Annotated in this window: 9 protein-coding genes; 6 read left to right on the top strand and 3 right to left on the bottom strand. The window is 60.7% G+C overall.

Translation table 11 applies throughout. The features are described 5' to 3' along the window. Window positions 1–20: 20 nt before the first annotated feature. Entirely contained in the window at window positions 21–1721 is a 1701-nt protein-coding gene (locus EV686_RS08380; protein WP_132475546.1) for a GMC family oxidoreductase, read from the top strand. 220 nt (window positions 1722–1941) lie between these two features. Here EV686_RS08380 and EV686_RS08375 read toward each other — a convergent pair whose 3' ends face one another. After that, window positions 1942–3780 (bottom strand): phosphoenolpyruvate carboxykinase (GTP), encoded by a 1839-nt coding sequence (locus EV686_RS08375; protein WP_132475543.1) that lies wholly within the window; start codon window positions 3778–3780, stop codon window positions 1942–1944. Between the two features lie 336 nt (window positions 3781–4116). Here EV686_RS08375 and putP point away from each other — a divergent pair, with 336 nt between their 5' ends. Next, window positions 4117–5607: a sodium/proline symporter PutP gene (gene putP, locus EV686_RS08370; RefSeq protein WP_132475540.1), complete on the top strand. Its 1491-nt coding sequence runs from the start codon at window positions 4117–4119 to the stop codon at window positions 5605–5607. Window positions 5608–5712: 105 nt separating this feature from the next. After that, window positions 5713–9669, top strand: coding sequence for a trifunctional transcriptional regulator/proline dehydrogenase/L-glutamate gamma-semialdehyde dehydrogenase (gene putA / locus EV686_RS08365; protein ID WP_132475537.1), 3957 nt, complete (start codon window positions 5713–5715; stop codon window positions 9667–9669). A gap of 44 nt (window positions 9670–9713) precedes the next feature. Here putA and EV686_RS08360 read toward each other — a convergent pair whose 3' ends face one another. Further along, on the bottom strand, window positions 9714–10610 hold the full coding sequence (locus EV686_RS08360) for a LysR family transcriptional regulator (protein ID WP_132475534.1): 897 nt from the start codon (window positions 10608–10610) through the stop codon (window positions 9714–9716). Window positions 10611–10725: 115 nt separating this feature from the next. On the opposite strand from EV686_RS08360, the gene EV686_RS08355 reads away from it, so the two are divergent. The 3 genes from EV686_RS08355 to EV686_RS08345 all read left to right on the top strand — a co-directional run bounded on the left by EV686_RS08355 (window position 10726) and on the right by EV686_RS08345 (window position 13458). Continuing rightward, on the top strand, window positions 10726–11436 hold the full coding sequence (locus EV686_RS08355) for an RraA family protein (protein ID WP_132475531.1): 711 nt from the start codon (window positions 10726–10728) through the stop codon (window positions 11434–11436). A gap of 88 nt (window positions 11437–11524) precedes the next feature. Then, on the top strand, window positions 11525–12514 hold the full coding sequence (locus EV686_RS08350) for a Bug family tripartite tricarboxylate transporter substrate binding protein (protein WP_132475529.1): 990 nt from the start codon (window positions 11525–11527) through the stop codon (window positions 12512–12514). 29 nt (window positions 12515–12543) lie between these two features. Beyond that, window positions 12544–13458 carry a sulfurtransferase gene (locus EV686_RS08345; protein ID WP_132475526.1) on the top strand — a complete coding sequence of 305 codons (915 nt, stop codon included), beginning with the start codon at window positions 12544–12546 and terminating at the stop codon, window positions 13456–13458. A 25-nt stretch (window positions 13459–13483) separates the two neighbouring features. On the opposite strand, the gene EV686_RS08340 is transcribed toward EV686_RS08345, so the two are convergent. After that, complete coding sequence (locus EV686_RS08340) at window positions 13484–13711, bottom strand: hypothetical protein (protein WP_132475523.1); 228 nt, start codon at window positions 13709–13711, stop codon at window positions 13484–13486. Between the last annotated feature and the right edge of the window lie 95 nt (window positions 13712–13806).

The following is a 13806-nucleotide window of genomic DNA, read 5'->3' as shown; positions in this document are numbered from 1 at the left end:
GACTGAAACCCGCGATCAATATGCCGATTCTTCTCCAAGAGGTCTACGACTACATCATCATCGGAGGCGGTTCCGCCGGATGCGTGCTTGCCAGCAGACTATCCGCCGATCCGGCCAATAAAGTCCTGCTGCTGGAGGCCGGCATCGATACTCCTCCGGGCCAAGTACCGGACGAGATCCTGGACAGCTACCCGATGCCGCTTTTCCATGGAGACAAATACATCTGGCCCGGACTGACGGCGCGCACTTCCGGCAAAGCGGAGGCTCCCCGAGCCTATGAGCAGGCAAGGGTGATGGGCGGCGGCTCCTCCATCAATGTCCAGTCCGCCAACCGAGGCCTGCCCCGCGACTACCAGGAATGGGCGGAAATGGGAGCGACGAAATGGAGCTGGGACGATGTCCTTCCCTACTTCCGCAAGCTGGAGCACGATATCGACTACGGCGGCGCGGTACATGGCAAGGACGGCCCCATACCGATACGCCGTGTTCTACCGGACGCCTGGCCGCTTTTTCCCCGGCGCATGGCGCAAGCATTCAACGCGCGCGGCCTTCCCTTGCGCCATGACCAGAACGCAGAACTGGAGGACGGCGTATATCCGGCGGCCTTCTCGAACCAGAACGACCAGCGGGTCTCCACGGCCGCCGGCTACCTCGACGCGCAAACACGCGGCCGCGCCAACCTGACGATAGCAGCGCAAAGCAGGGTCACCCGCCTGATCAGCGAAGGACGCAAGGTGACTGGAGTCGAGTTCATCGATGCACGGGGAAGCCTCGTCACGGCCAAGACGCAACGCGTCGTGCTCAGCGCGGGTGCGCTGCAATCCCCCGCCATCCTCATGCGCGCAGGCATAGGTCCGGGGAACGATCTCGAGAGGCTTGGCATCCCTGTCGTCGTGGACCTGCCAGGCGTCGGCAGGAATCTTCGCGATCATCCCACACTGACCCTTTGCCAGTACCTGCCGCGCGAACTGCGTCTGCCGGCAGACTATCGGCGCGCCAGCCTGGCATGCATACGCTACTCCTCCGGCGCGGAGCGCGAGGAAACATCGGACATGTACATAGGTACATCGGCCAGGGCCGGATGGCACGCCCTAGGCGCGAGACTCGCGCTGTATTTTCTTTGGTGCAATCGCCCGCACTCCGCAGGATCGCTGAAACTGCGGTCGGCATCGCCGGACGTCTTCCCTGACATCGACTTCAACCTGCTCTCGGATCCGAGGGATCTCAGCCGCATGGTGGACGGCATGCGCTGGCTTGCGGATACCCTTGTCTGTCCGTTTCTCAATCCGGACCGACGGGATCTGTTTCCCGCCTCATTTTCGCCGCGCATCAAAGCGCTAAGCCGTGTTTCCAGGCTGAATCGCTGGCTGACCTCCATCATCGGCCGTGGGCTGGACACTCCCCAGCCCTTGCGGTTCTGGCTGCTGCGCACCTTTTTGCTCAACGGCGTGTCCTTCCCCGATCTGTTGCGAGACGAAGCCAGGCTGGAAGAGTTCGTCCAGAAGAACGTCTTCGGCGTCTGGCACCCGAGCGGCACTTGCCGCATCGGCCGGAAGACGGATCCCCTGGCGGTCGTGGACAATGACGGCAAGGTATACGGGATGGAGAACCTGTGGGTCGCGGATGCTTCCGTCATGCCCCGACTCCCCTCCGCCAACACAAACATCCCCACGATCATGATCGCCGAAAAGATCAGCGACGGCCTGCTTGCCGGGAAGTAGGCGGATATGTCGATAAAAAGCCAATTCGTCGACATGTTTCAGGAACGTGTCGATACCATCCACATATCAGGCCGATACCGCCCGCCATTCCGAACTCTGTCAGCATGCACTGCGGCCCAATGAATGAGGGGGATTCAGCCCGACGCTGAATCCCCCTCATTCTTCCCATCCGCCTCTTATGCCAATGTCTGCGGCCGAGGCGGAGTCTTGCTCCGGACGATCAGCCCAGGCGCGACATCAGGCGCTGGCAGTGATCGCGCAGTTGCGCCGGCAGGCCTTGCTGCAGCTTTTCGAACAGCTCCGCATGGGACGCCAGTTCCTTCTCCCAGGCCTGCGCATTAACGGCCGTCACGCGTTCGAAGGCCGCCTTGTCCAGGTCCAGGCCCGTCCATGTGATGTCTTCGTAGCGCGGCGTCGTGCCGAACAGCGTATCCTGGCCCTGGGCCACGCCTTCGATGCGCTCCAGCATCCACTTCAGCACGCGCATGTTTTCCCCAAAGCCCGGCCAGATGAAGCGACCGTCATCGTCGGTCTGGAACCAGTTGACGGCGAAGAAGCGCGGCAGCGTCGCGCCCGATGCCTGCAGGCGCTCGCCAAGCTCCAGCCAGTGAGCGAAGTAATCGCTCATGTTGTAGCCGCAGAACGGCAGCATGGCGAACGGATCGCGGCGCACGACGCCCTGTGCGCCGGCAGCGGCCGCCGTGGTCTGCGAGCCAAGCGTGGCCGCCATGTAGACGCCCTCGACCCAATCGCGCGCCTCGGTCACCAGCGGCACGGTATCGGCGCGTCGGCCGCCGACAATGAAGGCATCGATCGTCACGCCTTCGGGGTTGTCCCAGTCCGGATCGATGGCCGGGTTCTGCTCGGCCGCCACCGTAAAGCGCGCATTGGGATGCGCCGCCTTGCGGCCGCAGTCCGGCGTCCAGTCCTTGCCCTGCCAGTCCAGGCAGTGCTCGGGCGCCGGACCCATGCCCTCCCACCACACGTCGCCGTCATCCGTCAGCGCCACGTTGGTGAACAGCACGTTCTCGCGCAGTGACGCCATGCAGTTGAAATTGGTTTTCTCGCTGGTACCGGGCGCGACGCCGAAGTAGCCGGCCTCGGGATTGATGGCGCGCAGCCTGCCGTCGGCGCCGGGCTTGATCCAGGCGATGTCGTCGCCGATGGTCGTGACCTTCCAGCCCGGCAGCGTCGCGGGGGGAATCATCATGGCGAAATTGGTTTTCCCGCAGGCCGAAGGGAATGCCGCCGCGACGTGCATCTTTTTTCCCTGCGGCGTGGTCACTCCCAGAATGAGCATGTGCTCGGCCAGCCAGCCTTCGTTGCGGCCCATGCTGGAAGCGATGCGCAGCGCAAAGCATTTCTTGCCCAGCAGCGCATTGCCGCCGTAGCCCGAGCCGAAGGACCAGATTTCCCGGGTTTCGGGGTAATGCACGATGTACTTGGTTTCGTTGCAGGGCCAGGACACATCGGCCTCGCCCTCTTGCAACGGCTTGCCCACCGAATGCACGCAAGGCACGAAATCGCCATTCTCGCCCAGCACGTCATACACCTTGCGGCCCATGCGCGTCATGAGACGCATGTTGGCGACCACATAAGGCGAATCGCTGAGCTCCACGCCGATGTGCGCAATGGGCGAGCCCAGCGGGCCCATCGAAAACGGAATGACATACAGCGTGCGCCCGCGCATGCAGCCCTTGAACAGGCCGTTCAGGGTTGCGCGCATTTCTTCGGGAGCCGCCCAGTTGTTCGTGGGACCCGCATCCTCTTCTTTCTCGCAGCAGATGAAGGTGCGATCCTCGACCCGCGCCACGTCGCCCGGATCCGACCATGCCAGGTACGAATTGGGCCGCTTGGCCGGATTCAGCTTGCGCAGCGTACCCGCCTGCACCATGGCATCGCACAGCCTGTCGTATTCCTCCTGGGAGCCGTCGCACCACTCGATACGCTCGGGCTGGGTCAGCGCGGCGATTTCCTTGACCCACTCCTTCAGGCGGGCATGGCGCACCCAGGATGGGGCATTGGATTCCAGGGTCGGGCTTGGGTCGGCTGCATTCATGAGGAATGGAACTCCTTTCGTGTTCAGGGATGCTTATGAAGATATAACGGGATCCCACGGCAAATCGAGGAACGATCGCCATGAAATTGAGAGTCGATTTCCCTCTAGTTTAAATCGGATGACGCAAGAGGTGTTCCCAGACCCCATCCAATCAGTCCGGCAATTTCCGCAGCAAGGGTTGCACCAAAGCACAACTTTTACAAAAAAAGGTGCAACTTTTCTTTGAATCCTAGGGTAACTACGGTTGCACCCAGGTCATCGCAACGGTTAAAAACACCCCGCTGCCGTCTCAACCCAGACGGCTTTCCACAATGACCTCCACAAGGGACCAATACCATGGGCGCCAGCTACGAAACCATGGTCACATTCGTGATCTATATCGTTGCAATGGTAGCGATCGGCCTGATCGCTTATTTTGCGACCAAAAATTTCTCCGACTATATTCTTGGCGGCCGGCGGCTGGGCAGCGTGGTCACCGCGCTGTCGGCCGGAGCCTCCGACATGAGCGGCTGGCTGCTCATGGGCCTGCCCGGCGCCATTTATTTCGCGGGCATTTCCGAAAGCTGGATCGCCATCGGGCTGCTCATCGGAGCCTATCTGAACTGGCTGTTCGTCGCCGGCCGGCTGCGCGTGCATACCGAACACACCAACAACGCGCTGACGCTGCCGGATTATTTCACCGGCCGTTTCGAGGATGAGAGCCGCCTGCTGCGCATTTTCTCGTCCCTGGTGATTCTGCTCTTTTTCACCATTTACTGCGCCTCGGGCATCGTTGCCGGAGCGCGGTTGTTCGAAAGCACCTTCGGCCTGGGATACGAGACCGCGATCTGGGTCAGCGCGGCCGCGACGGTTTCCTACGTGCTTATCGGCGGCTTCCTGGCCATCAGCTGGACCGATACCGTACAGGCGGCCATGATGCTGTTCGCCCTGCTGCTCACACCGCTCTTCGTGGTGCTGTCCATCGGCAACTGGGACGTCGCCATGCAGGCCATCGAGCAAGTCAATCCCGCCAACTTCGACATGACGCGCGGCCTGTCATTCGTGGCCATTATCTCGCTGCTGGGATGGGGGCTTGGCTATTTCGGCCAGCCCCACATCCTGGTGCGCTTCATGGCGGCTGACTCGGTCAAGACCATCCCCGCGGCGCGCCGCATCGGCATGACATGGATGTTCCTGTGCCTGGCTGGATCGGTGTGCGTCGGCTTCTTCGGCATCGCCTATTTCGCCCAGAATCCCGGACTGGCCGGTCCGGTCACCGAAAACAACGAGCGCGTCTTCATCGAGCTGACCAAGATTCTCTTCAATCCGTGGATTGCTGGTATTGTGCTGTCCGCCATCCTGGCAGCAGTCATGAGTACGCTGAGCTGCCAGCTCCTGGTGTGCTCCAGCGCACTGACTGAAGACATCTACAAAGCCTTCCTGCGCAAACACGCATCTCAGCGCGAACTGGTATGGGTCGGCCGAATCATGGTGCTCGTCGTGGCCCTGGTTGCCATCGGCATCGCCTATAACCCGGACAGCAAAGTGCTGGGCCTGGTGTCCTATGCCTGGGCCGGATTCGGCGCCTCGTTCGGCCCCGTCATCCTGCTTTCCGTGATCTGGAAGCGCATGACCCGCAACGGCGCGCTGGTCGGCATGATCGTGGGAGCCGTCACCGTGGTCGTATGGAAGGAATTCATCGGCCTGGGCCTGTACGAGATCATCCCCGGCTTCCTGTTCGCCGCCCTGAGCATCGTGGGGGTCAGCCTGATGGGAGCCGCTCCCAGCGCCAGCATCGTCCAGCGCTTCGAGAAATCCGAACAGGAGTACCAGGACGCCCGGGCGTAAACGCAGGCCTCGCGAGGGGCTGCGCACTGAATCAACGATACATCCCACACGGCCCGCAACGCGGGCCATTATCGACACTAACGATCCTGCATTAGGAGATACTCCATGGCCAGCACTACTCTTGGAGTCAAACTGGACGACGCCTCCCGCGAACGCCTGAAGGCCGCCGCCCAGAAAATCGAACGCACTCCGCACTGGCTCATCAAACAGGCAATATTCAATTACCTGGATCAGATCGAGCGCGGCCTGACGCCGCCCGAAATCGCGGCGGCAAGCGCGGCTGCCGGCATCGAAGACGACGGCGCACCGGCCGGAGCCGGCGCGAACGAGCCCTACCAGCCCTTCATCGATTTCGCCGAAAGCACCCAGCCGCAGTCGGTGCTGCGCGCCGCCATCACCGCGGCTTACCGCCGCCCCGAGCCCGAGCTGCTGCCCATGCTGGCTGAACAGGCCCGGCTGGCGCCGGACGTCGCCGATGCTGCGCACAAGATGGCCATATCGCTTACCGAAACGCTGCGCAAGCAGAAAAACACCGGCGGGCGGCAGGGCCTGGTGCAAGGCTTGCTGCAGGAGTTCTCTCTATCGTCCCAGGAGGGCGTCGCCCTCATGTGCATGGCCGAAGCCTTGCTTCGCATCCCGGACAAAGGCACTCGCGATGCACTCATCCGCGACAAAATCAGCAACGGAAAGTGGGACCAACACCTCGGCCAAAGCCCGTCCATGTTCGTCAACGCCGCATCCTGGGGACTGCTGATCACCGGCCGCCTGGTATCGACGCACACCGAAAAAGGCCTGTCGAGCGCCCTGAACCGCCTCATCGCCAAAAGCGGCGAGCCTGTCATCCGCAAAGGCGTGGACATGGCGATGCGCCTCATGGGCGAGCAGTTCGTCACTGGAGAAACCATCGCCGAAGCGCTGGCCAACGCCTCCAAGATGGAAGCGCGCGGCTTCAGCTATTCCTACGACATGCTGGGCGAAGCGGCGCTCACGGAAGAGGACGCCAAGCGCTACCTGGCTTCCTATGAGCAGGCCATTCACGCCATCGGCCGCGCATCGGCCGGCCGCGGCATCTATCAAGGGCCTGGCCTGTCCATCAAGCTGTCCGCGCTGCATCCGCGCTACAGCCGCGCGCAGCACGATCGCGTCATGGACGAACTCTACCCCGTGGTGCTCTCGCTTACGCTGCTGGCCAAGTCCTACGATATCGGCCTGAACATCGACGCCGAAGAAGCCGACCGCCTGGAAATCTCCCTCGACCTGCTCGAACGCCTGTGCTTCGAGCCCGAGCTCGCGGGCTGGAACGGCATCGGCTTCGTCATCCAGGCCTACCAGAAGCGCTGTCCCTACGTCATCGACTATGTCATCGACCTGGCACGGCGCAGCCGCCACCGCCTGATGATCCGCCTGGTCAAGGGCGCATACTGGGACAGCGAAATCAAGATGGCGCAGGTCAACGGCCTGGAAGGCTACCCCGTCTATACGCGCAAGCCCTATACCGATGTGTCCTACCTCGCCTGCGCCCGCAAGCTGCTCGCCGCGCCCGAGGCCATCTACCCCCAGTTCGCCACGCACAACGCCTACAGCCTGGCCGCCATCTATCACATGGCGGGCCGCAACTACTATCCCGGGCAGTATGAGTTCCAGTGCCTGCACGGCATGGGAGAACCGCTGTACGAACAGATCGTGGGCGAAATCGGCAAAGGCAAATATGGCCGCCCCTGCCGCGTTTACGCGCCCGTCGGCAGTCACGAAACGCTGCTGGCCTACCTGGTGCGCAGGCTGCTGGAAAACGGCGCCAATACCTCGTTCGTCAATCGCATCGCAGACAAGAGCATCTCGCTGCAAGACCTGGTGCGCGACCCCGTCGACCAGATCGAGGAAATGGCCCGCCAGGAAGGCCGGCTGGGCCTGCCGCATCCGCGCATTCCGCTGCCGTCCCGCCTGTACGGCGACGCACGCGTCAACTCCCAGGGACTCGACCTCTCCAACGAGCACAGGCTGGCATCGCTGTCCTCCGCCCTGCTGACCAGCGCCCAGGCAAATCTCGAGGCCGCGCCGATGCTGGGCTGCGCGCGCGATGAAAGCGCCGCCGCGCAACCCGTGCTGAATCCGGCCGATCACAGCGACCAGGTCGGCACTGTGGTCGAAGCGACACTCCAGGACGTCGACAACGCGCTCGATTGCGCCATGGCGGCCGCTCCCATCTGGCAATCGACCAGGCCCGACGAACGCGCTGCCATCCTCGAGCGCGCCGCCAACCTGATGGAAAGCGAGATGCAGCCGCTGATGGGCATACTGGTGCGCGAAGCCGGCAAGACCTTTGCCAACGCCATCGCGGAAGTCCGCGAGGCTGTGGACTTCCTGCGCTATTACGCCATGCAGGCGCGCAAGCACTTCTCCAACGATACCCACCGTCCCCTGGGGCCCGTTGTGTGCATCAGCCCCTGGAACTTCCCGCTGGCGATTTTCACCGGCCAGATCTCGGCCGCGCTGGCGGCAGGCAATACCGTGCTGGCCAAGCCCGCCGAGCAGACCCCGCTGATCGCCGTCCAGGGGATCCGCATCCTGCTGGAAGCAGGTGTGCCTGCCGGCGCGGTGCAACTGCTGCCCGGCCGGGGAGAAACCGTAGGCGCGCGCCTGGTCGCCGACGAGCGCGTGCGCGGCGTCATGTTCACCGGCTCCACGGAAGTCGCGCGCATTCTCCAGCGCAGCATCGCCGGCCGCCTGGACGCCCAGGGCCGGGCAATCCCCCTGATCGCCGAAACAGGCGGCATGAATGCGATGATCGTCGATTCGTCCGCCCTGGCCGAACAGGTGGTGGTCGATGTCATCGCCTCCGCCTTCGACAGCGCCGGCCAGCGCTGTTCGGCCTTGCGCCTGCTTTGCGTGCAGGAGGACGTCGCCGACCGCACCCTGGCCATGCTCAAGGGTGCGATGAAAGAGTATGTGCTGGGCAACACCGACAGGCTGACGACCGATATCGGCCCCGTCATCGATGAAGAGGCCCGCGCCAACATCGAGAAGCACATCCAGAAGATGCGCGAGAGCGGCCACAAAGTGCACCGCCTGGCCCGCACTGATGGCGCCGCTGCCAAGGCAGGCACGTTCGTGACGCCAACGCTCATCGAGCTGAACGAAATCGCCGAACTCGAGCGCGAAGTCTTCGGTCCGGTACTGCACGTCGTGCGCTACCGCCGTGAAGACCTGCCCCAGTTGCTGGAGCAGATCAACGCCAGCGGCTACGGGCTGACGCTGGGCGTGCACACGCGCATCGACGAAACCATCGCACAGGTCGTCGACGCCGCTCATGTGGGCAATCTGTACGTCAACCGCAATATCGTCGGCGCCGTGGTGGGCGTGCAGCCTTTCGGCGGCGAAGGCCTGTCCGGCACTGGCCCCAAGGCCGGCGGACCGCTCTATATGTACCGTCTGCTGTCGGCCAGGCCTGCCGATGCGGTTGTGTCGCACCTGCAAGCCGAGCCCGAAGCCGTGCGGACTCCTGCCCTGCCCGAAGTGCAGTCGGCGGCCTTCACCGCCTTGCGCGAGTGGGCGCAAGCGCACGACGCGGATCTGACGCAGAGCTGCGAGCGATTCGCACGCCAGGCGCTCAGCGGCCTGATACTCGAACTTGCCGGCCCCACGGGCGAGCGCAACACGTATTCGCTGCTGCCGCGTACAAGCGTGCTGTGTCTCGCGGAAGGCCGGGCCGACCTTCTGACCCAGATCGCCGCCTGCCTGGCCGTCGGCGCCGAAGCCCTGCTCCCCGAAGGCAGCCGCGAAGTCTACGCATCACTGCCTGCCAAGACTCAGGCGCGCATGCGTGTGGTGCCTGACTGGCAAGCGGCCGATATCGATATCGAAGCTGTACTGCACCATGGCGACTCCGACCAGTTGCGCGATGTCTGCAAGCAGGTCGCCCAGCGCCCGGGCGCCATCGTCAGCGTGCACGGCCTGAGCCGCGGCGAGCGCGACGTACCGCTGGACAGGTTGCTGATCGAACGCGCCCTTAGCGTGAATACCGCCGCCGCAGGGGGCAATGCGAGCCTGATGACCATCGGCTAAGCGGCTCGATGCATCTAGTGCGCGGCACTAGATGCATCGTCCTCTTACAGTTGCAATAGCGATGTTGTGTAGTCCGCATCGCTAGCCATTAGATCCCGCAGCTTGCTGATATATGGGCGTATGTCGTCAGTACGCCAGTGAAAGTAGTAGTCCAATCCCTGCAAAGGTGTCCTGCTAGGCAAAACACGTAGGATGCCCTTTTTTATCAAAGGCTGAAGCCAACCTTTCGGAAAGTAGCTGATACCCAGTCCAGCAGCGGCAAGACCAGCCATGGTAGAGAGGTTATTGCTTGTAATGATGGGCAGATGTTTACGCTGCTGGTCCTTAAGCCAGCAATCCAGAATACGCCTGGTTCCTGCGCTCTTATCCAGGCTGATAATCGGAAAATCCTTCAGAAGATCCTCCGCATAGTCGCCATCGGAGGTGATGGCAGATGCGGCAGCCCAGACGAACTCCACCTGCACCAGACGCTGCGAACTCAATTGCGAATGGACAGATTGCATGGCAATCATTGCGAAATCTACTTCGCCGGCAATCAATTTGGCTTCCAGGTTTTGCCCTAGCTCTACATAAGGTTCCAGCGATAGCGCTGGGAACTGCTGTTTTACGTGCGAGACGAATCTGGGCAGCCAAGACGAAGCGGCTATCTCTCCAACGCCAAACCTGCACACACCGCGCAAGTTCTCTTCAGCCTTGATCATTGACGCAACTTGCTCGGCGTGGGCAAGCAATTGGCGAGCATGAGGCAATAGCGCTCGCCCTTCGACTGTCAGTTGCGAACGCCTGAGAGTACGGTCGAACAGAGGCTTTCCCAAGCTTTCCTCAAGTTCGACGATACGCTTCGACAGCGAGGACTGGGATAAATGCAAACGCGAGGCGGCAATGGAAAAACTATCGCATGTCGCTGCCCAATAAAAGGCTTCCAACTGCTTCAGGGTCATAGTGTCATGAATCCAATTAATTCGTTTATTAGATATTTTACTATCTATTTAATTCGCTTTTTTAAATTGTTTGGCTTACGTAGAATCCTCGAGTATTGACACTCAGGAGGACAGCATGACCAAGCAACAAGCAGCCCACACTATCGAAAGCAACAAGAATGCAACCCCAGGATGGCGTATTAATACAGAGTTCCAGCGCATTTCTGCTGATGTCGTCAGCAAGGCGGCAGCAATCCCCGTCGCCGTCATCGGAGACGTCAGCAATCGTCTATTTTGTTTTTCCGCAGGCTTCGACAACTACTCCAAAACAGCGCTCGGTTTTGCCGGCCCCGCGCTGACAGTCAAAGTCAGGCCGGGAGACAACCTGTTTTTGCATAAGGCGCTCGACATCGCCCTTCCTGGCGATGTCGTCATTTGCGACGCGGGTGGCGCGGATGAAACTGCGATCCTGGGAGAAATGATGGGTCGTTACGGTGCCAGCAGAGGCATAGCCGCCATCATCATCAACGGGGCAATTCGTGACCGTAAGGGCTTGGCTTCCCTGCCTATACCTGTCTATGCCCGTGGAGTAACACCAAACGGCCCATGGAAAAGCGGTCCCGGCGAAATCGGCCATCCCATCGTTGCCGGAGGAGTCTCGGTCACTCCGGGCGATTTGGTCGTTGGGGACGAAGACGGAGTCATCATTTTGCCGCGGGAAGATGCAGCCATGGTCATCGAGAAGGCAGAAGCACAGCATCGTCTTGAAATGGTCTGGGCGGATCAGATCGCAAAACGGGAATGGCCTCGGAATTGGGTCGACGCCGAGATAAACGCACAGGCCTAGCATCGAAAGGTAAATCCATACTCAAAAAAAAATTGCTGTCAGTGAATAAACAGGCGGGCCATAAACAGGCAGGCCGGAGGAGACACTAATGAACCACTACACACGAACATTCAAGCGCATCGCGATCGGCTTCATCTGCAGCGGCATTTTGAGCGGTTGGGCATACGCCGACCCGGCTTATCCAAAACATGCTGTTCAAATTATCGTGCCGCAATCGCCAGGGTCAGTCGCTGACATCATGGCTCGGGTGCTTAGCAAATCCTTGAGCAAGCAATTGGAGCAGAGCGTAGTCGTCATAAACCGTCCTGGCGCCAGCGGCATCATTGGTGCGCAGGCGGTAGCGACAGCCAATCCGGATGGATACACCCTGCTGATCGGCTCCGTAAGCACCCACGGACTGCTCTCCGTGACGGAAAAGAACTTATCTTACGATCCCGTCAAAGGCTTTGAGCCGATCTCCCAGATCAATGACTCGCCGCTGGCCCTGGTCGTCAATTCCGCTTCCGGTATCAACACCGTGCAAGACCTGGTGGATAAGGCAAAGGCCGAGCCTGGCAAATTATCTTATGCATCGGCAGGCAATGGCAGCGGCTCGCGCTTCACAATCGAACTTCTACGCTTGGCCGGAAAGATCGACATGCTGCATGTTCCATACCGCAGTCCCATGGAAGCGGTAGTGGCGGTCGCATCAAACGAGGCGACACTAGCCTCTCCATCCGTACCCAGCATTCCAGCCCTGATCAAATCAGGTCAGATCCGCGCGCTGGCGGTCACCTCTCCGCAGCGCGCCGCTCTGCTTCCAGATGTTCCAACCACCGCGGAAGCGGGCTACCCCAGTGTGGTATTCACCAGTTGGACGGGCTTGTTCGCTCCGGCAGGCACCCCCCGCACGATTATCGAGAAGCTCAACAGCGCCGTTGGAGCAGCGCTTCATGATCCAGAAGTTATTGACTCCATCGAAAGCTCGGGAGCCACTCCGGTACACAGTTCGCCCAACGAGTTTTCCAAATTCGTTGCTTCCGAACTTGCCAAATGGAAAAAAGCAGGGGCGGAAGCAGGAATCGGCCCCATCAACTAACCGCCTTAACCTGAAAGACAAAGCCTATCATGCAGACGCAGAACACTCCCCCGGATTTGTCGACGCCCGGCTATTGGGACACTATCATATCGGCGCAAGCGCTTTATCATTTACTCAATGACGGTACTCGACGTGTATTGATCCTGGACAGCAGTTTCGAGCTATCCGATCCGGCAGCCGGCCAACTTGCTTATGAACAGGCACACATACCCGGAGCCTACTATATCCACGCCGAGCAGATACTGAGCTCCGAACCTGGGGAAGGCCGTGGTCGCCACCCTTTGCCAGACGCTGGTACATTGACCACGCATCTAGCCAGTCTGGGGGCGGATAACGATACGCAAATCGTTATCTATGATCGTTCTGGCGGCATGTTCGCCGCAAGGGCGTGGTGGCTATTGCATTGGCTCGGCCACCGCGCCTCGGCGGTTCTGGATGGAGGCTTCTCGGCATGGCTGGCGCACGACCTGCCTGTCAGCCATACCGCTCCCGATCACCCCTTGCCAGGCAGCTTTTCGCAACGCGCGCCAAGAATGCACACCATCACGAGAGAAGGAGTCTTGCAACACTGCCGCGCAGGTAGCGCAATTATTCTCGATGCCCGAAGCCCCGACCGTTTTCGCGGCGAGAACGAAAACATGGATCCGGTTGCGGGTCACATCCCCGGCGCCATGAATCGGTTTTTCATGGATAATCTGGACGAGGATGGAAACTTCAAAGCGCCGACGCTGCTGGCCGCTGAGTTTCTATCAATCATCGACGGAAAGCGTCCCGTTATCAGTCAATGCGGGTCGGGCATTACTGCATGCCACAACCTGCTGTCCATGAAATTGGCGGGATTGCCAGATGCCGTACTGTACCCTGGGTCATGGAGCGAATGGTGCGCGCATGCAGAAATGCCGGTGGAAACAGGAAACCCTTCCGGCAAGGCCGCCGCATCGTAGCGCAACGCGAAATTGGGCCAGGCAATTATTCAGGGCATTTGCTTCTCTTGGCAATCTTGATTTCGTGAGTCGAGTACGGCGCAGCCGTCACTATGGAGTCTGGAAAGCACTCCCGGAGCCTGGACTCAAGCCGGCCTGACAGGGCGAGCCGGTCAGCCTCTCCATCCAGCGTCAATACCGACTCGGCGGATTGCCTGTCGCCCCATTCGCCGACGATTTTCCGCACTAAATCTTCCAGATCATTTTCTGCCATCGTGCCTCCTTCGCTTAGTGAAGAGCCCTGGCCCAAAGGCCAGAGCCTCTCCGTCACAACTCATGAAAGCAGGATAACATGCATACAAATGGCAG

The organism is Paracandidimonas soli (genome assembly GCF_004342005.1).
GTDB lineage: Bacteria > Pseudomonadota > Gammaproteobacteria > Burkholderiales > Burkholderiaceae_B > Paracandidimonas > Paracandidimonas soli.
The sequence above is the reverse complement of the archived record's forward strand: the minus strand, read 5'-3'. Positions and strand labels throughout refer to the sequence as shown.

What these genes read in the sequence shown, in the direction of transcription:
- EV686_RS08380 (WP_132475546.1), top strand. Translation starts at nt 21, where the DNA reads ATGCCGATTCTTCTCCAAGAGGTCTACGACTACATCATCATCGGAGGC.
- EV686_RS08375 (WP_132475543.1), bottom strand. Translation starts at nt 3,780, where the DNA reads ATGAATGCAGCCGACCCAAGCCCGACCCTGGAATCCAATGCCCCATCC.
- putP (WP_132475540.1), top strand. Translation starts at nt 4,117, where the DNA reads ATGGGCGCCAGCTACGAAACCATGGTCACATTCGTGATCTATATCGTT.
- putA (WP_132475537.1), top strand. Translation starts at nt 5,713, where the DNA reads ATGGCCAGCACTACTCTTGGAGTCAAACTGGACGACGCCTCCCGCGAA.
- EV686_RS08360 (WP_132475534.1), bottom strand. Translation starts at nt 10,610, where the DNA reads ATGACCCTGAAGCAGTTGGAAGCCTTTTATTGGGCAGCGACATGCGAT.
- EV686_RS08355 (WP_132475531.1), top strand. Translation starts at nt 10,726, where the DNA reads ATGACCAAGCAACAAGCAGCCCACACTATCGAAAGCAACAAGAATGCA.
- EV686_RS08350 (WP_132475529.1), top strand. Translation starts at nt 11,525, where the DNA reads ATGAACCACTACACACGAACATTCAAGCGCATCGCGATCGGCTTCATC.
- EV686_RS08345 (WP_132475526.1), top strand. Translation starts at nt 12,544, where the DNA reads ATGCAGACGCAGAACACTCCCCCGGATTTGTCGACGCCCGGCTATTGG.
- EV686_RS08340 (WP_132475523.1), bottom strand. Translation starts at nt 13,711, where the DNA reads ATGGCAGAAAATGATCTGGAAGATTTAGTGCGGAAAATCGTCGGCGAA.